Origin of the sequence: Bradyrhizobium paxllaeri (assembly GCF_001693515.2) — a bacterium.
GTDB lineage: Bacteria > Pseudomonadota > Alphaproteobacteria > Rhizobiales > Xanthobacteraceae > Bradyrhizobium > Bradyrhizobium paxllaeri.
Genome location: NZ_CP042968.1, coordinates 3,751,429 through 3,773,063, shown reverse-complemented (window position 1 = coordinate 3,773,063; position 21,635 = coordinate 3,751,429). Strand labels below are relative to the sequence as shown.

The window sequence follows — 21,635 nt, the reverse complement described above, 5'->3', positions numbered from 1 at the left end:
CCAGCGCTTGAATCGAGAGGCCACGGCGTATTGGGTACACCGCTTTCGCGGGGTACGACGATTGAGGGTGGCGTCATCGTTCCGACTTCAGGTCCGGCTATGATCGGACCGAAAGGGATGCTGCATGACCGAATTTCGCCTGACGCAAATTTCCGATACCCACCTTTCCCGCGCCGCCCGCTTCGCCAAACTCACCGACAATTTTCATCGCGTCAGCGAGCATATCGACACGGCGCGCCCCGATCTCGTGATCAACACCGGCGATATCTCCTTCGACGGGCCGACCAGCCCGGACGATCTGAAATTCGCAAAGGAACTGCACGACGGGCTGCCGGTCCCCTGCCGTCATTTGCCGGGCAATCACGATATTGGCGACAACCCGACGGAGATCGGCGCCGCGCCGAAGCAGCCGGCAACCGAAGAAGAGCGGCAGAAATATCTATCCGTGATCGGCGAAGACCGCTGGCGTTTCGATGCGGCCGGCTGGTGCTTTATCGGACTGAACTCGCTGATCATGAATACAGGGATCGAGAGCGAGGCCGAGCAGTTCGGCTGGCTGGCCTCGGAGCTTGGCCGCATCAACGGCAGACCCGTCGCGCTGTTCCTGCACAAGCCGTTGTTTCTGAGCGCGCCCGACGATCCCGAGACAGAGGAAACGGCGATCCGCTATGTGCCGCAACCGCGGCGCAGAAGCCTGATCGAGTTGTTCTCTGCGATCGATTTGCGGCTGGTCGCCTCAGGCCACGTTCATCAGCGCCGCGATTTCACTTATCGGCACACGCGCCACGTCTGGGCGCCATCAACCGGCTTCATCCTTCCCGATCGAATTCAACCCGTGATCGGCACCAAGGAAGTCGGGCTGGTGGAGTATCGATTCCAGCCCGACGCCCTTGAGGTCCGCCACGTCAGAGCGCCGGGACACACCGATATCGACGTGGATTCGCTGTTTGACAGGAAGTCCTAGAACGCATCACCACTGGCGCTCCACGATGCCATAGGAGGAGGACCCGTCATCCCAGGGTGCGGTTGCAAATGCGCCGACGCGCGGGGCCGGATGAAACCGGTTACCGTAATAGTAGCCCGGTCCGGGCGCGGCTCTTACACCGTATCCTCCAGTCGTATAGCTGGAGTTCGGGTAGTTGAATCCCATCACGCCCGGTTCCCGATAGACCTCTTGAGCCATCACCGGAGTGGCCAGCACCGTGCCGGCAACCAGGCCGAGCGATAGTTTCTTGCAGTTCATCATTTGGCTTCTCCATTGGATGTCAAAGCCAAACGATGCTTACGAAGAGCCGTTCCCCTATTCGCCTCAAGTGACCGTGAGGCTCACTTTGCGTGTTCCCCACGGCTCACTTCAGGCCTTATCGGGCCCGACGCGCACGAGTTGCTTGCCGAAATTGGCGCCCTTCAACAGACCCATGAACGCGGCCGGCGCGCTGTCGAGGCCTTCGGTGACGAACTCCTTGTGCTTGACCTTGCTCTCGCGCACCCAACCCGACATGTCGCGCAGGAAGTCGGCGTGACGGGCAGCGAAATCGCTGACGATGAAGCCGCGGATGGTGAGCCGCTTGGTCAATACGTTGCGCATCATTGCCGCCGCCCATTTCGGCGCCACGGCTTGCGTATCGTTGTAGTGCGCGATCAGGCCGCAGACGGGAACGCGCGCAAAGGCGTTCAGCAGCGGAAACACCGCCTCGAACACCGCGCCGCCGACGTTCTCGAAATAGACGTCGATACCCTTCGGGCACGCGTCCTTCAGTTTTGCCGCCAGATCCGGATCGCGGTGATCGAGGCAATCGTCGAAGCCGAGCTCGTTCTTGACATAGGCGCACTTGTCCTTGCCGCCGGCAATCCCGATCGCGCGCGCGCCCTTGATCTTCGCGATCTGGCCGACCGCCGAGCCGACCGCGCCGGAAGCGGCCGCGACCACGACGGTCTCGCCGGCCTGCGGCTTGCCGATATCGAGCAGGCCCGTATAGGCGGTCATGCCGGGCATGCCGAGCACGCCCACCGCAGTCGAGATCGGCGCGATCTTCGGGTCGATTTTCGCCAGGCCCTTGCCGTCGGAAATCGCATGCGTCTGCCAGCCGGCGCGTGACAGCACGATGTCGCCCTTGGCGAAGGCGGGATTGTTCGAGGCGATCACCTCGCTGACGGTGCCGCCTTCCATCACGCCGTCGATCGGCACCGGCTGCGCATAGGACGGCCCATCGCTCATGCGGCCGCGCATGTAGGGATCGAGAGAAAGCCAGATGGTGCGCAGGAGGACTTCGCCGGCGCCGGGTGTGGGGACCGGGCAATCTTCAAGGCGGAAGTCGGAGGGTTTTGGCTCGCCGACCGGGCGAGAGGCGAGAACGATGCGTTTGCCCTGGGACATTTGATTTTCCTCCGGTTCTTGTTGTTGAAACTCGTCATTGCGAGCCTAGCGAAGCAATCCACAGCTCCGCAAGCTGTGAAATGGATTGCTTCGCTGCGCTCGCAATGGCGGCTGAGGGAGAATGACGTCTCGTCCGACGCCGTCATTCCGGGGCGGTCCGCAGGACCGAACCCGGAATCTCGAGATTCCGGGTCTGGTCCTTCGGACCATCCCGGAATGACCGCGAATGGCGAGAACTACACCCCGCCCGGATAGTTCGGGCTCTCACGCGTGATCGTCACGTCGTGGACGTGGCTTTCGCGCAGGCCTGCGCCGGTAATGCGGACGAACTGGGCCTTCTCGTGGAATTCGGCGAGGTTGCGGGCGCCGACATAGCCCATCGCGGCGCGCAGGCCGCCGGCGAGCTGGTGCATGACGTTGCCGACCGGGCCCTTATACGGCACCTGGCCCTCGATGCCCTCGGGCACCAGCTTGAGCGTGTCCTTGATGTCCTGCTGGAAGTAGCGGTCGGCCGAGCCGCGCGCCATCGCGCCGACCGAGCCCATGCCGCGATAGGCCTTGTAGGAGCGGCCCTGCCACAAAAACACTTCGCCGGGCGTTTCGTCGGTGCCGGCGAGCAGCGAGCCGACCATCGCAATATCGGCGCCGGCGGCTAGCGCCTTGGCCAGGTCGCCGGAATATTTGATGCCGCCGTCGGCGATGACGGACACATTTGCTTTCTTGGCAGCCTGAACCGCGTCCATGATCGCGGTGAGCTGCGGCACGCCGACACCGGCGACGATGCGCGTGGTGCAGATCGAGCCCGGGCCGATGCCGACCTTGATCGCATCCGCCCCCGCATCGATCAGCGCCTGCGCGCCCTCTTGCGTGGCGATATTGCCGGCGATCACCTGCACGGCATTGGAGAGCCGCTTGATGCGGTTGACCGCTTCCAGCACGCGGGAGGAATGACCGTGCGCGGTGTCGACCACAATCAAGTCGACGCCGGCATCGATCAGCCGCTCGGTGCGCTCATAGCCGCCCTCGCCGACGGTGGTTGCCGCGGCGACGCGCAGACGGCCATGCGCGTCCTTGCTGGCGAGCGGATGCGCGACCGCCTTTTCCATGTCCTTGACGGTGATCAGGCCGACGCAGCGATACTGATCGTCGACGACCAAAAGCTTCTCGATGCGGTGCTTGTGCAGCATCCGCTTCGCCTCGTCCTGGCTGACGCCTTCGCGCACCGTGACGAGGTTTTCATGCGTCATCAGCTCCGACACCTTCTGCTTGGGGTCGGTGGCAAAGCGGACGTCGCGGTTGGTGAGAATGCCGATGAGCTTGCCGGGCGAATTCTTGCCGGCGCCGGTGACAACGGGAATGCCGGAGAAGCCGTGATCCTTCATCAGCGCCAGCGCATCCGACAGCATCGCGTCGGGGCCGATGGTCAGCGGATTGACCACCATTCCGGATTCGTACTTCTTGACCTGCCGCACCTGGGCGGCCTGCCCTTCGGGATCGAAATTGCGGTGAATGACGCCGATGCCGCCAGCCTGCGCCATCGCGATCGCCATCCGCGCTTCGGTCACCGTATCCATCGCGGACGCGATGATCGGAATGTTCAGCGGGATCGCGCGGGTGACGTGGGAGCGGATATCGGCCTCGGAGGGCAGGATATCCGAGAGACCGGGCTTGAGAAGCACATCGTCGAACGTAAAGGCTTCACGGATAGCCTGAAGTCCCTGCGCCATTGCCAACTCCTTTCGGCGGCACTCGCCGCGATCAGTTCTTATGGATGAACGCCGCCCTCGGCGATGCTACCGGCATCGCCGTCGAATCGGAGCCCATCGGTGGGGTTGACGGTGGTCGATAGCATGGCAGCACGCCGAATCAAAGCGTTTGACTGCTATGCACAGGCTTTTCGGGAAATGCCGTAATCCCAATGGCTTAGCGCAAGGGCTTAGGGCACACCTTTTAAGGCCGGTAGCCCGGCGGCGGGCCGTGCTGGCGGATCGCCTCCACGACCTCGCGGTGCCGGCGGTCCCCCCGCTTCATGTGGACCGCGATCAGGGCATGCGCCGAGGGCACCAGCAGCAGGACGTGGAAAATCAGCCCGAAAATCAGGCAGAACACGATCAGGACCAGGTTGAAGATCGCCGAAAGCGGCTGCCCATTCAGGAGCAACCCGAGCGGCGGCAACAAGGCGGCGAGAACGTAGATCATTTAAGGACCTCCGGCGTCTGGCGCGTGCATACCAGCGTCACGCAGGATTTAGGTGCTGATCCGGCCTGGACAATAGCTGAAGCCTGTCAGCGAACCAACGAACCCAGCACGATGCCGACCTAGTCAATCAGAAGGTCGATCGGCACGCCAAGCGCGCGAGCAAACTTCTTTTGCAATTCGGCGGGTCCCTTCCGCCGACCATTTTCAATTTCCGACAGGTAGTTCTGGCTGATCCCGACCGCTACCGCCAATTCACCTTGAAGCATGTTGCGCCACTCGCGGAGGACGCGCACCGCGTTTGCACCATTTGCGAGACGATCAACGACGGCCTTGGGCAGCACGACCTCCCGCCCTTCCCTAAGAGCCCGAGTGGAATTGCGGACGATCCGGCTCGCGGCGGCATCCTCCTGAGCCTCAGCGGCTAGCGTGACCAGCCGATTATATTCGCTACGCGGCAGCACGGCGAGATCGTCGCCACCCGGCGTATGAATGAATTGAACGTTGCTCTTTACGGTACCGGCCTTTGCCATGGTCTCCTCACTCGTAAATTTCGCGGCGGTGCCCGACAGCGTGGATCGTGATGGTATTGCCCTTGATCGTGAACAAAACCCGCCAGTCACCGGATCGCAACCGCATACCCGACGATCCCTTGAGCGCCTTCACGTCGCCGATCCCCGTTTCCGCGAACGCTTTTAATTTGAGATCAATCTGCGCGCGGGTAGTGGCGGTGAGTTTACGCCATTGGCGGACTGCGGCAGAGGTAAACTCAATCTCTTTCACGCCACATCCATCGCATATTGCGATACAAAAATCAAGAAATTTCGCATAATGCGATATACCTCTCCTCCGCAATTGTCGCATCGCACATCGATCAAAAGCGCTGTCACGTAGGATTTAGCTGGTTTGCCCGGATCCGCAATGGCTTGTGCCGCAGGGGGATGATACAGCGCCCTCGCCTGCCTCTCTTTTCCGAATCCCCCTGATACGATGGACAAGCAACGCCTGATCCCGCTGATCGTCGCTACCGCCCTGTTCATGGAAGACATATTATGGACGCGCTGAAACTCAGTCTTTCTCAGCGGCATCGCAGAAACCCTTGTTTTTAAGGGCCTTCCTCGCAAGCTCCTGAAGAGGCTGACTTCGCCGAGTAGGTTCGGACAGCCTCTTTTAGGGCTGAGCCCTACTCGCCTCTCAAATAGGAGCAAGGCGCATGGCGCGAGTGAAAGAAGCGCTGACGGACGCTGTCTGTCAGCAGAAGGTGACGAAGCAAACCAAGGTTTACGACAACCGCTGCAAAGGCCTGTACGCCAGCATTGCCGCCTCGGGCGGCGCGACGTTCATGCTCAAGTACTACGACAAGCAGGTCGCCAAGCAGCGCACGCATAAGGTCGGCGAATTCCATCCGACCGGCTTCACCGTCGAGATCGCCCGGCAGTGGGTTTCCGTCAATCGCAGCAAGGTTGAGGCTGGCCTGTTGGCTGGCGTCGTGCGCGAGACCAGCGGCGGCATCACCTTCGACGAACTGGCCGAGATTTATGTCGAGTACTGCAAGGAAGAGATCAGCAAGCCGGTCTCGAACCGCCCGGGCGAAGTTGTCGTCGAGCCGCGCCTGCGCACGTGGGAGCATACCCAAAGCTTCCTGAAGCGGCCTCGGGAATTCTTCGCTGGCCGCGCCGCTTCATCGCTGACGAAGGATGACATCGGCGCGGTCCTCGACACGATCAAATCGCCATCGTCGTCGAACCGCACGCGGCAGAACCTGTTTGCGATGTGCCGATGGGCGATGGAGACGACGAACCCGAAAACGCGCAAGCCGTACTTTGCGACGAGTTGGTTCAACGATTTCACCAAGCGCCGCAAGAAAGAGGCACGCGTGCAGAAGCGATTGAAGGGCGAGCCGGTCGGCGAATTCTGGCACGCGCTCAACAATCCGGAGTGCCCCGGCACCGATCACGCGAAGCGCGCGCTGCAACTGATCCTGTGCACGGCGCTGCGGCCGAAGGAAGTTCTCAACATGCGCCGCGCCGATGTCGTCGATCTTGACGGCGACGATCCGCGCGTCGTGATCCATCCCGGCACCGTCAAGAAAATCCGCTACATGGTTGTGCCGCTCAACAGCCTTGCGGTCGAGATCGTCAAGGCCGCGCTGGCATCGCATGACGGCGAATGGCTCTTCCCGGGCCAGAACCCGAGCGAGCACTACGTGCGCGCGTCGTTGTCGTCTCTGATGACCGGCTGTGAGAACAAGGTCGGTATCATGGAATGGCTCGGCTGGAAGGGCAGCCCGGCCAAGCAGATCACGCCGCACGCGCTGCGCCGCACTGCGGCGAGCCTGCTGCGCGCCAAGGGCTTCGGCTACTCGCTGGAAGAGATCGCCTTCATCCTCGACCACCAGAGCGACGAAGAGCACAAGACCACCAGCGGCTATGCCGACGACTTCATCGTGCACGACGACAAGGGCGACGACTTCCACGAGAAGCGGCGGGACTTGGAGCTTGCGCTTGAGAAGGCCTTGCGCGCGGTGATCGACACGCCGCCGCCAGCATCGAACGTCACCCCATTTAGGCAAGCGGCCTGACGCGAGAAACGACACGGGCAGCGGTTCGGACCCACTGCCCGCGTCTAACCACCGAAACCGAATAGGAGCACGGTTCCAATGGCTGAAGACCACACTGCATCAATCATTCCCCTGCATCAATGCCCTCGCCCGGCGGCCAAGGCACCGATGACGCCGGCCCAGCGCGCCAAGGCGTACCGCGAGCGCAAGCGGCAGAAGACCGAGGCTGCGCCGGCCGAGCGCAAGGCCGCGCCGGTTCCAGCTGTCACGGCACCCGAGCCCGCGCCGGCCGAGCCCGTGGCCGTCACGGCGCCGGAGGCCGAGCCCGTCACGCCGGCCGTGACGTCACGCGTCACGCCGTCACGCGAGTCAATCGCCACGATCGCCAACGGCGAAACCAGCGAAAGGCCGCCACGCCGGCCGGTTGCCTCGATCGCCCTGGTCGTCGCATCGTTTGCCCTGGCCGGCGTCGGGATCACCATGAACGGATGGTTCGCCAGGTCGCTCGGTTCGAGCGAAATCGCCGGATGGCTGTTCCTAGCCATTGGCGTGGCCGCTGATCTCGTTGCGCTCGCGGCGCCCTCTTGTGCCGCCTCGCTCTGGCAAGCGCACCAGCGCGGCACAGCGCTGGCGGGTTGGGCCATTTGGGCGATGACCTTCGCCTTTGCCGTGAACGCCGGCATCGGCTTCGCCTCGGTGAACATCACGGACGTGACGGCCGCGCGCGCGTCACGCGTCACGCCGGCCGTGACGACGGCGCAAGCGGCGCTCAGTGACGCAATGGCGTCACGCGATCGGGAATGCGCCGGCGGTGTCGGCAAGAACTGCCGGCAGCGGGAAGAGACCGTCAACGAACGCCGTCACGCCCTCGACCTCGCCATGCGTGGCGTCCAGGAAGCGGCCGACCCGCAGATCGAGGCCGCGACCAGGATCGTTGCCTGGTTGAGCGGTGGCGTGATCAAGCCGAGCGCGGATGACTTCGCGATGCTGCGCCTGGTGCTGCTCGCCCTTCTGCCCCAGGTCGGCGGCATTCTGCTCATGGTCGGGCGCGGCACGCGATAGCGCCGCTAACATTTTGTCAAGCGAGGGCCGCCCTTGTGGCGGCCTTTTGCGTTATGGTTGCACCATGACGCGCTACGTCCTCACAGTGCTGCTCGCGATCGACCAGCTGTTGAACGCGCTGCTCGGCGGCTATGCCGACGAAACGATCTCCTATCGCGCCTCGATCGCGGCGGCCGAGGGCCGTGCATGGGGCTGCATCTTCTGCAAATGGATCGAACGCTGGTGGCCGAGCCATTGCGATCTTGAGCAGCCGCCGAAGGCCTTGAAGCTGTCGCGGGGCGCGACCTGGCCGGGACCGCTCGCCAAGGCCCAGGCCGAATTGCTCGACCGAGGTGTGTGATGCCGGTGGCCTTTCTGGCCCTCGCCATTGCAGCGGCGGTCGACGGGGCCTACGCGGTGCAGCTTGATCTTCTTCACGTTATTGGCGGCCAAGACGTGAGCGACCGAATGTCGGCACTGGTTGACCAATCATGGATGCACGTTCGCGTCATCCGAGCAGCCGCCCGGCCTCCCGCCCGCCCGGATGCAGGCACGATAGAGCCAGCGCGCAACGTAAGACCCCGCCCATATGCCGCGCCCGGCCCGCTCGGCCTCGCGCTGCGCATCGCCGTACTTGCCACCCGAGTAGCGCGGCCAATCGAGTGCATAGCCGTTGCGGACGAGCCAGTCCGCAAGGTCAATACCACCAACCGAGCACGTCGCCACCGTGCGCCCGTATTGATCCAGCGACATGGGGACGCAGATCACCGGCCGGCGCGCGATGAGGGCATCCAGATCATTCGCCGCCTTGGCCCCGCAGCGATATGACAAGCTGTCGTCGCCCCGGCAGAATTTGCGTGCTCTCCGGCGCGTCGATGCCCGACAGCCGGATGCGGGTGCCGTGGATTGCGAGCGTGTCGCCGTCCATGACGCTGGCCTTGCCGGTGAGGTCGGCAGTCAAGGCTGCGCTGGTACACGCAACGAACGACAGCAAGGTGGCGGCGCAATATCGGAAGGCCGTCAGGCACAAATCCAAATGATCATCCTGTCACTCATCTTTCTGATCAGACATATCGCTTCGGTGCTCCCCAGTTAAGTCAGGTCCTCACGATCAAGCGACGCAATCTTCGCCTTCACTTCTTCACTCAGGTAATTGGGATTGACCGTCCTTAGATACCGCAGCGCCTCCATATCGTTGGCTTTGTATTCTAGTCGCCGCTTGTAGAAGGTGAGCCGTCCTTCGGCTTCGGAAATAATCTGGCCCCAAGTTTTCACCCAAACCCGGACCTTTGGATCGTCGTACTCGGCAACTAACCCACGCGGTTTGCCCGTTTGCCGTGTTTCAATCTCGGCATCACGGGTCAAGCCATTCGACACCGCAACGAAATCCCATTCCACACCAGGGGCTTTGAAGCGGTCATCTGAGGCCACAGCCTTTGCGTACTTCTTTACCTGCGAGATGATGTCTTCGTTGATGGGCTGGCTGGGTCTTTTGAGCTCCACCACGAGGTGTTTGCGCTCGTAGTCGGTTGGTGTCGGCATACGGCACGAAAGCATGAGATCGACTATGGCGGGCTTACCTTCGGTGTCGAGCACGGGCTCGGGAGATAGCTCGGTTCGATCGCGCCCAAGCAACTTGAGATGGCTGCGCAGAACAGCAGACAGGTCTTCATCGTCGTTCATCAGGTTAAATTCTTCACCGAAAATCCAAGTTTCCTCGGCGATAATGCGATGGAGCTGTGAGCGCTCGAGAAGTTGTCGCTTTGACTGCGGGTTGAAAACGAGAATTTGCAGAGCCTTCAAAAAATCGAGACGGTCGGTGACAGCTCGCGCAGCATTGATGACTGCCGTCAGCGTCGTCTTCCGCAATAACTCGGCGAGTTCATCCTGCTTTTCTTTGGGAAGATCGATAACCTTTTCTAGGATGGCAGGAAGTGCGGATGGGCCAGTTTCGATAGCCGCCTTGACTAGTTGAAGAATGAGCTGCTGCTGCTTCTGCGGTGCCTTCTCAAAGTCATTGCTGTAGTCGGCAAGGTTCAGAGCTACCACATCGAAAACTTGGCGCTCGTTCCGCTCGATCGGATTGGCTATTGTATCGTCGCCATATGGGTAAATCTTCGCGTCTTTCCATTCCTGAATTTTGCTACGCGATCGTTCGGCCTCTTTGCCGCGAAAATGCTCGCGCAGCTTGGTCTTGGCGGCATCGATCAGCGCGTTTGCAGATGGATTGAGTTCGACCAGCCCCTCGGTGTTTTCGTCAGCCATTTCTTGAAACAAGTCGGCGGTCAGGTAGGCCGTAAAATCAAACCCGCGGGCGTGAATGCCGGGTGCCATAACGTGGAAGCTAAATCGGCCCGGGAGGCAAAGCATCAGCTTGCGCTCGACCCGCTTACGCCATTCTACGATTTCCAGTTTTCCGGAGATCGTTGCGCCATTTTCTAGGGCGGCAGTAACGTCATAGGGTGTTACATCCCGGATTGCCTCGCGTGCGTCAATGCGTTCGCCGTCATAAAAAATCTCAAAGCTGGGGTCCTCGTAAAGTTGGAGCGCGAAAACATCCCTGATCTGATCGCCAAATCCATGTTCGCCCCTTATCTCGAAATCCTTCTGGATTTCACTGATCTCCACAGTGCATCCATGCGCTGCTGTTGGAAAAATGTCGGATATCGTAAATTTCTTGAGGTTAGAGCGATGTCCGGAAATTGAGTAGCGTCCGCCGCTTGCACTCGAAATCCATGTTACGCTTGCGCCAAGCGCAAAGGCTTTAAAGCGACCCTGTCCTCGCTCGCCATGAATGAAGCGCCCCCGCTTCGTCTTCATTCCTTTCCGCTTCCAAGACCCTCCTAGCGACTGAAAAAAACCGTCTACCCGATCGTGAGGAATTCCGTCGCCATCATCCTCGACTTGTATAAGCGAAAGCTTCGTGAGGGCGTCGCCCTGAAAATTCACGGAAACTCTGGAAGCGTCGGCGTCGTATGCATTCCAAATCAGTTCAGAAAGCGCGACGATCGGCTTGGCGCTGGTGACCCGTTCTATGTGATCGTTTTCGACTTGTACGAGGATTTCTTGCAAGGACCTGCTCTTTTCGAAATGAAATAGACGACTAAACAACCTGTAGTCGTTCCACAAATCTGCCGAATTTTCAATTGGGCAAACGGCTATCCTATGCGGCTGGACAATCCGGACCCATTTCATGGGTTTTATGCTGCGGCGCGATCTTCCTTATCTTCACCACGCATTACGATCTTGAGCGCACCATCTGGCAATGGCCGCTGCAAAGCCTTGGCCTCATCCCACGGCGCGCGCATCCAGACGTCGCGCTCCTCGTCGGTGGTCAAGATCACCGGCATTGCCTTGGGGTGGATCGGCTCGACCACGGCGTTCGGCGCCGTCGTCAGGAAGCCATAGACTTGATGCGGGCCGGGGATCGGCTTCGACTTCGTGCCCCTGTCACCGTTGAACGTCGTCCAGATGCCAGCGAAGGCGAACAGCGGCCGATCCTGGCTGAGCGCGAACCACACCACGTCTTTCTTTTTTGTCTCCGGGTTCGGCTCTGGCGCATACTCGGCGAAGCTGTTGGCGGGCACCAAGCACCTGTTCTCCGGCTTGAGCCATCCGCGCCAGTGCGGCGATGACGTGTTGCGGATGTTGGTGACCGGCGGCCCACCGATACGCGGCGGTGGCGGCATGCCCCACCTCATCAAGACCAGCTCGCTGCCTGTGTCGCTGTTGCGAATGACCGGAGCCGGGTAATCCGGAAATACGCCTGGCATTGGCGGCAGGTTGCCGACGTAGCGGTTAATCACACGGAAGAGCGCGCGGACGGCTTCTTGGTTGGTGGTGATGCTGTACAGATTGCACATTCGTGAAACCTAATGCCGCCAGCCCTTCTTGTCGAATTCGGTCCTGAAGCCCTTCGGCGGTCGCGGTGGATGGCCCTTATTGCTCGGATTGCAGCGCGGGCATGGCGCGCCAGCGCCGCCGCAAGTGCAGGCGTGCTCGCCTTCCCATGGCCTGTCCGGGTGATTTTCGCAGACCCAGCCGCAGTCCTCGCACAATGTGCACTTCATCCGGCCGCCGCCGTCCGCTGAGCGGCATAAATGTGCTCGCGATGGACGTAGCTCCCTCCCGGATCGTGGCTGTCGAAGGTCCGGCCGCAAGGGCACTTCATCATCGTGTTCGGCAGTTGTGTGGGCAACTTTTCGCCGCACTCCCACATGGCATATTTCCGCGTGGTCCAATCGCGCTGTCGCCGCCATTCCTCGAAATCAGCATCCGTCCGCTTGGACAGGAACACGGCCCAGGCCGCCATGAATGCGTTGCGCGCTTGATCGAATGTCGCGGCGGTGCCGGCGGTACACTCGCCAGGGCTTGATCCCGGATAGAAGCCGCAGCTCCATTGCCACGGGTCGGTATCGACTGGATTGCCGGTGCGCCGTCCGATGCAGCCAACCCGGACATCGCCGTAGTAGACCAACCAGCTTTCTTGTGAGGCGTCAGAGTCGCGGCGGCGGGTTAGCGTGGACATACCCTAATGATTGCGCCAATTGGGCTGATGGTGAAGCCGCTACCGATTGGGCCGGCGGCGCCGCCTTGGCACAGGATAGGCTGGCTCGCCATGCCCAAATGGAGGTGGAGGGCTCCAGGTGCCGCCCGCCAGGTTCTTTCCCTGTCCGCCCTAGCCTCATGCCACTCATCAAAGTCAGGCGATACGCACCAATGTGCTGCAGCTGTTTCTTGCAAAGAATAATTCGAAAAAAACATCCTCGTAAATCCATTTTCATCTTCACCGGCTGAATAGCCTCGCCTCGATTACTCATCGGGCGCTGGCAAGGGGGATAGTCCAAGTTCCTTCAGGAACGTGTTGTGCTTCGCCGTTGACTCGCGAATCTGCTTCTCGATTTCGACCAACTCGCTATGCGTCGCCGACAGATCGATCGCGACCTCCTGCTTGGCCGTGCTGACATAGCGGGAGATGTTCAGGTTGAAGTCGTTGGCCTCAATCTCGTCCATGCCTACACGTCTGGCGTACCGTTCGATGCTCTCCGGACGCTGTTGGTAGGTGTCGACGATCTTCCCGATATACTCGTCCGACAGGTAGTTCTGTCGCTTGCCCTTCTCGAAATACTCGGATGCGTTGATGAACAGGACATCATCGGGTTTCTTGCACTTCTTAAGGACGAGGATGCAAACCGGGATGCCGGTCGAGTAGAACAGGTTTGTCGGCAGGCCGATGATGGTATCGATGTGCCCGTCGTCAAGGAGCTTGCGGCGGATCTTCGCCTCCGCGCCGCCACGAAACAGTACGCCGTGCGGCAGGATGATCGCCATCACTCCATCATCCTTTAGGTAGTGAAAACCGTGCAGCAGGAACGCGAAGTCCGCCGCCGACTTCGGTGCCAGTCCGTAGTTTTTGAAGCGCACGTCTTCGCCCAACGCCTCGTTCGGGTCCCAGCGATAGCTGAACGGCGGGTTAGCGACCACGGCGTCGAAGTAAGGCTTCTTCGCCGGGTTCGTCTCGCGGAGCACGTCCCAGTCGTTAGTTAGCGTGTCGCCATGGTAGATTTCGAACTCCGAGTCCTTCACCCCGTGCAGTAGCATGTTCATCCGCGCCAGGTTGTACGTAGTGATATTCTTCTCTTGTCCGTAGATCTTGCCGATACCGTGCGGGCCCATGCGCTTGCGAACGTTCAGCAGTAGCGAGCCCGAGCCGCAGGCGAAGTCCATCACGCTGGCGAGGTGCTTCCGCTTGCCGGTCTTCGGCTCCTGGCTGTCGAGTGTGACGATCGCAGAGAGGACGTCGGAAATCCGCTGCGGCGTGTAGAACTCACCGGCCTTCTTGCCCGACCCAGCTGCGAATTGGCCGATCAGGTATTCGTAGGCGTCACCCAGCGTATCGCTATTCGTCGAGAACTCCGCGAGGCCTTCGGCTATCTTGGTGATGATCGTGCAGAGCTTCGCGTTCCGGTCCGAGTAGGTCTTCCCGAGCTTGTCGGAGCCTAGATTGATTTCCGAAAAGAGCCCGGAGAACGTGCTCTGAAACGATTCGTTCTCGATGTATTTGAAGCCGGCTTGGAGCGTGTTGAGCAGCTCGCCGTTCTGGGTGCGGGCCATGTGGGCGATGCTGGCCCAAAGGTGCTCGGGGCGGATGACGTAATGGGCTTTGAGCCGCATCTGCTTCTCGAAGGCCGACACATCGGTGGGGTTCTGCTCGTACCAGACAGACAGGGATGACCGCCCGCCATTACCGATAGCATTCGGGTCAGGGTAGTCGCGCCCAAGTTCCTTCTTCGCGGCCTGCTCGTAGTTGTCCGAGAGGTAGCGCAGGAACAGGAACGCGAGCATGTAGTCCCGGAAGTCGTCCGCGTTCATCGCCCCGCGGAGTTGGTCGGCGATGGCCCAGAGCGTCTTGCCGAGCTGTTTCTGGTTCTGCCCTGTCATGTGGATTTGCTCGTTTCTGTTGCCGGCTCGCTCGGGAATAAGGCGGGGTTAAAGGGATACCGATTGATGAACTCGTGGAGGATCTTCCGGAAGTACCGCTTATTCTCCTCCAGCATCTCCTGCGGCTCGAACAACGAATAGTTGCCGTGGCTGAGGATGTTGATCAACCGTGTGTGAAGGATGCCGTCTTCATCGCCAGCATCGCGTTTGATGCACGCCGAGAAGCTCTGGTAGCCATGAAAGCTTGCGGTCTTCTCCAGGATTGCGCGAAGCATGTTGAAGTGATGGGTGTATAGCCTGCCATCGCGATCCGCCTCGTAGAGCTCAGCGAGCGCGGCTACATGATGGAAGAATGGCGTATCTCCGGTCTTGCGTAGGAGAAGCCCCTCCGGCGACCCGTCGCGGCTCAGAAAGTACTTGTTCGCCTTGTTTAGCTCGTTGCACAGCACGTTGAAGAAAAGTGTGTGGTGCGTTGAGATCACCGTCTTGATCCGGCTCTCCGGCCTCTTGAGCAGCTTTGCCAGATGATTTGCTACGGCGATGGCGTTGTGCTCATCGAGCGATGAGATAGGGTCGTCAATGTAGATGTGCTTGACCCAGTTGTAGGGACCGGTTCCATCGTCATCGAGCGCGAGCTCGACGATGGCAAGGAAGAAGCACCAGATGAAGATGTTTTCCTCGCCCCGGGAGACCTTGATGGCCTCCTCGCGGCGGGTTTCGTACTCGCGCCCACTTTCGTCCTGGTCTCCCCCAGCAATAGCTTCCACATTAGCGGTGGCATCGGTCTTCTTCACCCTCAATTCGCGAGTGAAGACTACCTCCCATCTGGTTGTGTCGATTCGAAACTCGAAATCAGCGTAGCGGTCCAGGAGTGCGCGGATGCGGTTGTCCATCTCCATCGACTCGAGGCCCGCGAAGAAGCTTGAATCCGTGTTGAGCTTCAGCTTCCGTTCGCTGTCCTTCTCCAGGTCGTTGTCCCATGAGAACAGGTCTTCGGTGAATGCGTTGAAATAGAGCGTGTCACGCTGGTCAGTTTTGCCATCGGCGTTTACGTCTTTGCCGAGGTCCTTGAAGGCGGTGGATAGCCGCGTCTTGCCTGTGCCGTTATAGGCATAGAGCAGGATGAACTTCTTGTTTTCCAGCTCTTGCCGCAGTTGTGCGGCGAGGGCATTGAGATTAGTGAACGTCGTTGCGTCGTTCATGACTCACGGGCTCTCTACCGACGGAAAGAGCTGCTGCAGCAGACCCCGCTTGTGTTGCTCGAGCGTGTCGAGCTTGCGGGCTTGTAGGTCGATGTGATCGTCGAGGACGGAGAAGCAGTCGGCGATCTTCTGTTGCTCGGCCAGAGCTTGTCTGTCAGGAGGTAATGGGAGCGGCATGGAGGCATACTCGGCACCGTTGATTCCGGGTTGTCCACTTCGTGCTGAAGTGAGATGAACCCAATCCCAATAGCGCCAGGTCGACAGGTACGCGGCCAAAAATCGCGACAATAACCGCTCTGGATTAGGCCTCACTCGAATCAGGAATCCGGCATGAACCAGACGGCCGTCCTCCTCACGATAGCGATATGACTTGCCAACACTGGCCCCGGTCCGTGCAAGCACGATATCACCATCCTCAAGATAGTGATCATCGGTGGCGTCAATATCGACTGAAGCCCGAGCACTTGAGTCAAACTGACCGTCGTCGTTGATGTCCGTGATCCGAATGTAGGTTGGCAGGCTCTCGGAAAATGGTACCGCGGCAGCACTCACGCCGTAATCAGGTGACCGATCCAGAAGAGTTCCAAGCGTGACCTCTTCCCACTCTGGAGCATCCTCAAACTCTGGGAAGCGAAGCCGGGGCACGGTCTCGCCAGGCTGGGGGAAGAGCTGCTGCATAAGCCCTTGTTTGTGCTGCCGCAGAGCTTCGAGCTTCCGGCCCTCCGCGGCGATCAGGTCTTCCAGCGAGCCGAGGCAGTCGGCGATCTTCTGCTGCTCGGAAATATCCGGCAATCTCAATCGCAGTTGCGAGAGGTCGTCATAGTAAATCCGTACACGGACGCCACCATCGCCGGCTTCAGTAACGAATGCGTCCCATTGGTCAGAGTGCCGAAAGTGGTCCAGATAATCCGCAGAGAGTGCCCTCTGATCTGACCCATCAAGACATCGGAAAACCACATAGTCTGGACTGACGAGAATATCGCTGTCGCCGTGCCACCGCGCGATCGAGCCGATGTTGAGGCGCATCGGGTTGTAGGCGAACCAATTGCTGCGGACGATCTTGTACCGCGAGATATCCGCGGCGACCAATCGCTCCTCCATCGGAACAATGCCATCCTCTTTCCTGACCCCCATCACCGAGGCTTGAGGAAGCTTACTGCCGTTTCTAGTCGTGGACTCCTCAGTCACTTCTCGTAGCTGAACATCATGCAACGACTGTCCCACGAACTCCGGGAATCGCCGCTTTGCTGCTCGACTTGATGGCAAGTTTACCGCCACTTCTCCGCTTCCCCTAATGCTCGTAGGCGTTAAGGCCTGAGATGTCCCGGCCATGCGCGCGTTTGTTCAGGAGCGGGACAAGGTCAGCCATGAGGGCGAGTTCGCGCTCGCGGCGTTCACGCCAGCCGAGGCCGAGCGGCTCCATCAGATCGGTGAGCTGCTCGCCGTCGAAGATCATGCGCTGGAGGATGGTGTCGACGAAGGCCACGAGGGACGCAGTCGGCAGACCATGGGCCTTAGCGAGATCGGCGATCTGCTTGGCCTGCTTCTCGGCCTTGAACTGCTCGTAGCCGGCGCGGATCGCGGCCTCGTCGAGACCTTCGCCCTCCTTGAGTGAGCGGACGTATTCGGTGATCTCCTCCCGCTCGTCGAGGAACTTGGCATCGGACTGGATCAGCCCGATGAGCTGCTCGCGGGTGATCGTGAGCTTCTTCGGGTCCTGACCCGAGTACTTGGCGATCAGCTTCATGATGTAGTCATAGTCGATGACGGCGGAGGCAAAGAGGACGAACTCAAAGTCGAGCTGGTCGACCTCGGGGTTCGCCGGCTCGCCGCCCTTTCCGGGCGTGCCTTGCTGCTCTTTCAGTCGCTGGGCGGTTTCGAGATAGACGCCGCGGAAGGCGCGGAGGTCCTCCTTGGGGAGGGCCTGCTCGACCTGCTCCCGCTGCTCGTCTGTGAGGTCGGTGTACTGGTCAAGCTGGGTCTGGAGGCGCTGGACCTCCTTGAAGCGTTTGATGAACTGGGTACGGGCGTCGTCGCCCATGAGGTTGTTCACCTGATCGGGCCTGGCTTCGAGGCCCTGCGACTGCATGAATTTGCCCAGGTCGGCGACGGCCTGCTTGAAGTTGTCGATGACGACGGGAGACTTGTCGACCAACCAGATCTCGCGAGCCCGGTCAGCTTGCGCACCGGAGAAGAGAGCGATGGCAGCGTCGACGCTGTCCTGCTGGTTGCGGAAGTCGAGAACGTGGCCGTAGGGCTTGGTCGCGTTGAGAACGCGGTTGGTACGAGAGAAGGCCTGGACCAGGCCGTGGTGCTTGAGGTTCTTGTCGACATAGAGCGTGTTGAGGAACTTGGCGTCGAAGCCGGTGAGGAGCATGTCGACGACGATGGTGATGTCGATCTTTTCCTGGCCCTTGCGAGGCAGGTCGCGGTTGGGGAACTGCTGATCCTTGATGCGCTGCTGGACGTCCTGGTAGTAGAGGTCGAAGTTGTTGATGTCGTGGTTCGTGCCATACCGCTGGTTGTAGTCGGCGATGATAGCCTTGAGCGCGGTCTTCTTACCCTCAGGGTCGTGCCGGTTGTCCTCCTTCTCCTGGGGGAGGTCCTCCTGGATCTGCTGAACGTCCTTATTGCCCTCCGCAGGCGGAGAGAAGACGGCGGCGATCTTGAGAGGGACGCACTCTGCGTCGGCTGCCTGGCGCTCGGCCTGGAGCTTCTTGAAGACCTCGTAGTACTCGATGGCGTCGTTGATCGAGGCGGTAGCCAGCAGCGCGTTGAAGCGCCGGCCTGCGGTCGCGGCATCGTGCTTGTCGAGGATGGCCTGGGCGACCGCCTGCTTGGCGAGCGACTGACCGGGCTTGAGGACGGGGGCGTCCTTGGGCTTGTAGTAATCGACGTGGAAGCGGAGGACGTTCCGATCCTCGATCGCGTGAGTAATTGTGTAGGCGTGGAGCTCTTTCTGGAAGAGGTCCTTGGTGGTTCGAAGAGTGGCGACGTCTCCCTCGATCTGCTTAATGGTCGCGTTGTCCTCGAAGATCGGGGTGCCAGTGAAGCCGAAGAGCTGGGAGTTCGGGAAGAACTCCTTGATGGCCTTGTGGTTCTCGCCGAACTGCGACCGGTGGCACTCGTCGAAGATGAAGACCATCCGCTTGTCTCGGATCTGCTCGAGCCGCTGCTTGAACGTTGACCGCCCCTGAGCGATGCTCTGCTTGTTGTGCTTACTGTTCTCGTCGAGGGCGAGCCCGAGCTTCTGGATGGTCGTGACGATGACCTTGTCCGCATAATCGTCGGACTCTAGGCGACGGACGAGCGCCGCTGTGTTGGTATTTTCCTCGACGCAGTTCTCTTGGAAGCGGTTGAACTCCTCACGGGTCTGGCGGTCGAGGTCCTTGCGGTCGACGACGAAGAGGCACTTGTGGATGCTCTCGTTGGTCTTGAGGAGCGTCGAGGCCTTGAAGGAGGTGAGCGTCTTGCCCGAGCCGGTCGTGTGCCAGATATACCCGTTGCCGCAGTTCTGATCGATGCAGTCGACGATGGCCTTGACGGCGTAGATCTGGTACCCGCGCATCATCAGGAGCTTCTGCTCGCTCGCGATGAGGACCATGTACTTGCTGATCATCTGGCCAAGCGTGCACTTAGCGAGGAACCGATCGGCAAAGTCGTCAAGGTGAGTGATCTTCGTGTTGTCCTCGGCCGCGAACTGGTAAATCGGAAGGAACCGCTCGTCCGCGTCGAAGGCGAAGTGCCGTGCGTTGTTGTTGGCGAAGTACCACGTGTCTGTGCGGTTGCTGACGATGAAGAGCTGGACGAAGCAAAGAAGCGTCTTAGTGTATCCGTTACCCGGGTCGTTCTTGTAGTCGACGATCTGCTCCATCGCCCGCCGAGGGCTGATCCCAAGCGTCTTGAGCTCGATCTGAACGACGGGGACCCCGTTGATCAGGAGTATGACGTCGTAGCGGTGATGGCTGTTGTCCGTATTGATGCGGAGCTGATTGGCTACCTCAAAGGCGTTCTTGCACCAGTCCTTGATGTTGACGAGGGTGTAGTTGAGCGGTGTGCCGTCGTCGCGGATGAACGCTTCGCGGTCCCGGAGGGCCCGGGCGGCTCCGTACACGTCCGGTGTGACGATCTCGTCCAGGAGGCGCTGGAACTCGCCATCGGTGAGTGTGACACGATTCAGGGCTTCGAACTTTACCCTGAAGTTTGCTTCAAGCGTGGCTCGATCGCGGATATCGGGGCGATATTCATACTTGAGGTCCCGTAGCTTCGTGACGAGCGCCTCTTCTAGTTGGCGTTCGGGTGCGATCATCGCCATCGCGGGGACTGTCTCCTTTTGCGCGGTGTTGAATGCGAACGCGAGCCGAGCTCGACTTTGACGCCGCGGATGTTGGCTTGATCCATTCTTTTGTCTTCTCGCTCGTGCTTGAGTGGGCTATCAGAGGTGGCGATTCTTGCCAATGCTCTACCCGTTTTTGGTTAATTTTGCCAACAAAACAAGGGCTTCCGGCTTCCGGCGAGAGGCCATTTCTCAAATCTGTGCACATTTTCCAGCGATCACGGCGGGGCCTCTAACCGCGAGACGGCCGTCACCTGGCGTCTCTTGCGCGACCCTTTCCGTGAGTCAGATCGTGCATCTGAAAGCGGTTAGATAAATCCCATCCCTTTGGGATACGGGTGCGATCGCAAAGCATACAGCGGCAGGGGCGGATGCTTCTGGTCCTATTCTTCGATAGGAAATCGCGTACTGCTCCAGTCGCGCTGCCCGACGGATGAGGAAGTGCGACAACGCGCCTTGGGTTGATCCCCGCAGCCTTGGCTGCGTGACGGACGATTCTCGGGCCTTTTTGGCCAAGCGCCACGATGGCGGCATCGGCTGGTACGCTGGCAAGCTCCGCGGCGAGGCAGGTTTCCACGTACTTCCTAAGTTCTGGGTGTTCGAGAGAGTCGATTTGATTGTTGAACAGTTCGCCGTTGATGAAGGTTGGATATCGGATGGTTGACGTGAAGTGCACTTTGGACGCCTCTTTGGTCCAAAGATTGTCGATGTCCTCAATGCCAGCGCCTTCGGCCAAGCCACCATGTTCCAATATGGACTTCAAGTTCGGTTCGATTACGTCGCCGCGGAATGATGCCTCGGCCTTTATTCTTTCAAGGTCTGCCTGGGGATCTTCTCCTTTGGCGACGGCCATTCGCACCGCTTTGTAGCTGCGTCGCGCTTGGTTCGGTCCGGGCGTTACTCCAACGATAACGATCCGGGCGTCTCGGTTTACGAAGTCAAACGGAGCCCAAAGGATCTCGATGTCATAAGCATCGCTGACCCCACGCGGCGGATAAAGACGGAGCGCATTTGGCTTGTTCAGTTCTCCTTCCAAGTCATGATCGGAGAGTGCCAGGAAGGTGTTCATCATCGCAGTATTCCAGGAGTGGTGACATGGAGGGGAGTGCTGTGTCCCATCATAGAGCAGAGCTAGACCTCTAGAGAAGTGTACCATAGAGGTTGCTGGCTTCGGCTTCGTGAGCGGCACGATCCAGCCGGTCCGCACCGCCTTGCGACGGACGCCGAAACTGCTCCCGCGGCCAACCGCGCGCCCATTCTGAAGCAAGCCGGAGCCGCGCTCGGCGCGCAGCGCCCGATCCCATAGGGCGGTTGCCAGATGGTTGTACGGCAAGCCGTCGAGCTTGCCCTGCTCATTGCAGAACACGAAGCATTCTCGCGGCTGCCATCTTCCATCACCATGCTGGTGAAGCCTGGCACAAGCTCGATATAACCGCCGACCGCGCGCTGCAGGTCTTTGAGCGGTGCTTCGGCCGTGATCTG

Annotated in this window: 20 protein-coding genes; 4 read left to right on the top strand and 16 right to left on the bottom strand. The window is 60.1% G+C overall.

Annotation, left to right across the window (positions count from 1 at the left end; genetic code table 11):
* The first annotated feature begins 124 nt into the window (after positions 1-124).
* Positions 125-964 carry a metallophosphoesterase family protein gene (locus tag LMTR21_RS17905; protein ID WP_065755158.1) on the top strand — a complete coding sequence of 280 codons (840 nt, stop codon included), beginning with the start codon at positions 125-127 and terminating at the stop codon, positions 962-964.
* A gap of 6 nt (positions 965-970) precedes the next feature.
* Here LMTR21_RS17905 and LMTR21_RS17900 read toward each other — a convergent pair whose 3' ends face one another.
* The 6 genes from LMTR21_RS17900 to LMTR21_RS17875 form a co-directional block, all read right to left on the bottom strand.
* The gene (locus LMTR21_RS17900; RefSeq protein ID WP_065755159.1) at positions 971-1,246 is read right to left on the bottom strand and encodes a hypothetical protein; all 276 of its coding nucleotides are present in this window, start codon (positions 1,244-1,246) and stop codon (positions 971-973) included.
* A gap of 108 nt (positions 1,247-1,354) precedes the next feature.
* The gene (locus LMTR21_RS17895; RefSeq protein ID WP_065755160.1) at positions 1,355-2,377 is read right to left on the bottom strand and encodes an NADP-dependent oxidoreductase; all 1,023 of its coding nucleotides are present in this window, start codon (positions 2,375-2,377) and stop codon (positions 1,355-1,357) included.
* Between the two features lie 236 nt (positions 2,378-2,613).
* Positions 2,614-4,104, bottom strand: a complete 1,491-nt coding sequence (gene guaB, locus LMTR21_RS17890; protein WP_065755161.1) for an IMP dehydrogenase — start codon at positions 4,102-4,104, stop codon at positions 2,614-2,616.
* Positions 4,105-4,327: 223 nt separating this feature from the next.
* The gene (locus tag LMTR21_RS17885) at positions 4,328-4,576 is read right to left on the bottom strand and encodes a hypothetical protein (RefSeq protein ID WP_065755162.1); all 249 of its coding nucleotides are present in this window, start codon (positions 4,574-4,576) and stop codon (positions 4,328-4,330) included.
* Between the two features lie 119 nt (positions 4,577-4,695).
* Positions 4,696-5,106 carry a helix-turn-helix transcriptional regulator gene (locus LMTR21_RS17880; protein ID WP_065755163.1) on the bottom strand — a complete coding sequence of 137 codons (411 nt, stop codon included), beginning with the start codon at positions 5,104-5,106 and terminating at the stop codon, positions 4,696-4,698.
* 7 nt (positions 5,107-5,113) lie between these two features.
* Positions 5,114-5,356 (bottom strand): type II toxin-antitoxin system RelE family toxin, encoded by a 243-nt coding sequence (locus LMTR21_RS17875; RefSeq protein ID WP_065755164.1) that lies wholly within the window; start codon positions 5,354-5,356, stop codon positions 5,114-5,116.
* A 430-nt stretch (positions 5,357-5,786) separates the two neighbouring features.
* Here LMTR21_RS17875 and LMTR21_RS17870 point away from each other — a divergent pair, with 430 nt between their 5' ends.
* The 3 genes from LMTR21_RS17870 to LMTR21_RS17860 all read left to right on the top strand — a co-directional run bounded on the left by LMTR21_RS17870 (position 5,787) and on the right by LMTR21_RS17860 (position 8,535).
* Positions 5,787-7,154 (top strand): tyrosine-type recombinase/integrase, encoded by a 1,368-nt coding sequence (locus LMTR21_RS17870; protein WP_065755166.1) that lies wholly within the window; start codon positions 5,787-5,789, stop codon positions 7,152-7,154.
* Between the two features lie 78 nt (positions 7,155-7,232).
* A complete protein-coding gene (locus LMTR21_RS17865; protein ID WP_065755167.1) occupies positions 7,233-8,195 on the top strand; it encodes a hypothetical protein in 963 nt (320 codons plus the stop codon).
* A 64-nt stretch (positions 8,196-8,259) separates the two neighbouring features.
* Positions 8,260-8,535 carry a hypothetical protein gene (locus tag LMTR21_RS17860; protein ID WP_065755168.1) on the top strand — a complete coding sequence of 92 codons (276 nt, stop codon included), beginning with the start codon at positions 8,260-8,262 and terminating at the stop codon, positions 8,533-8,535.
* A 128-nt stretch (positions 8,536-8,663) separates the two neighbouring features.
* Here LMTR21_RS17860 and LMTR21_RS17855 read toward each other — a convergent pair whose 3' ends face one another.
* The 10 genes from LMTR21_RS17855 to LMTR21_RS17810 all read right to left on the bottom strand — a co-directional run bounded on the left by LMTR21_RS17855 (position 8,664) and on the right by LMTR21_RS17810 (position 21,225).
* Positions 8,664-9,005, bottom strand: coding sequence for a thermonuclease family protein (locus LMTR21_RS17855; RefSeq protein ID WP_430642562.1), 342 nt, complete (start codon positions 9,003-9,005; stop codon positions 8,664-8,666).
* The gene (locus LMTR21_RS41830) at positions 8,971-9,210 is read right to left on the bottom strand and encodes a thermonuclease family protein (RefSeq protein WP_430642561.1); all 240 of its coding nucleotides are present in this window, start codon (positions 9,208-9,210) and stop codon (positions 8,971-8,973) included. The genes LMTR21_RS17855 and LMTR21_RS41830 overlap by 35 nt, the downstream gene beginning before the upstream one ends.
* 56 nt (positions 9,211-9,266) lie before the next feature.
* On the bottom strand, positions 9,267-11,246 hold the full coding sequence (locus LMTR21_RS17850) for an ATP-binding protein (RefSeq protein ID WP_187399365.1): 1,980 nt from the start codon (positions 11,244-11,246) through the stop codon (positions 9,267-9,269).
* A gap of 128 nt (positions 11,247-11,374) precedes the next feature.
* Positions 11,375-12,037, bottom strand: coding sequence for an SOS response-associated peptidase (locus tag LMTR21_RS17845; protein WP_065755170.1), 663 nt, complete (start codon positions 12,035-12,037; stop codon positions 11,375-11,377).
* Positions 12,038-12,240: 203 nt separating this feature from the next.
* Complete coding sequence (locus LMTR21_RS17835) at positions 12,241-12,651, bottom strand: hypothetical protein (RefSeq protein ID WP_141688495.1); 411 nt, start codon at positions 12,649-12,651, stop codon at positions 12,241-12,243.
* A 335-nt stretch (positions 12,652-12,986) separates the two neighbouring features.
* On the bottom strand, positions 12,987-14,615 hold the full coding sequence (locus LMTR21_RS17830; protein ID WP_065755172.1) for a type I restriction-modification system subunit M: 1,629 nt from the start codon (positions 14,613-14,615) through the stop codon (positions 12,987-12,989).
* Positions 14,612-15,817: an AAA family ATPase gene (locus LMTR21_RS17825; RefSeq protein WP_065755173.1), complete on the bottom strand. Its 1,206-nt coding sequence runs from the start codon at positions 15,815-15,817 to the stop codon at positions 14,612-14,614. Before LMTR21_RS17825 ends, LMTR21_RS17830 begins: the two co-directional genes overlap by 4 nt.
* 3 nt (positions 15,818-15,820) lie before the next feature.
* Entirely contained in the window at positions 15,821-16,906 is a 1,086-nt protein-coding gene (locus LMTR21_RS17820; RefSeq protein ID WP_148635977.1) for a restriction endonuclease subunit S, read from the bottom strand.
* Positions 16,907-17,108: 202 nt separating this feature from the next.
* A complete protein-coding gene (locus LMTR21_RS17815) occupies positions 17,109-20,132 on the bottom strand; it encodes a type I restriction endonuclease subunit R (RefSeq protein WP_246175659.1) in 3,024 nt (1,007 codons plus the stop codon).
* A 271-nt stretch (positions 20,133-20,403) separates the two neighbouring features.
* Positions 20,404-21,225: a hypothetical protein gene (locus LMTR21_RS17810; protein WP_187399364.1), complete on the bottom strand. Its 822-nt coding sequence runs from the start codon at positions 21,223-21,225 to the stop codon at positions 20,404-20,406.
* Between the last annotated feature and the right edge of the window lie 410 nt (positions 21,226-21,635).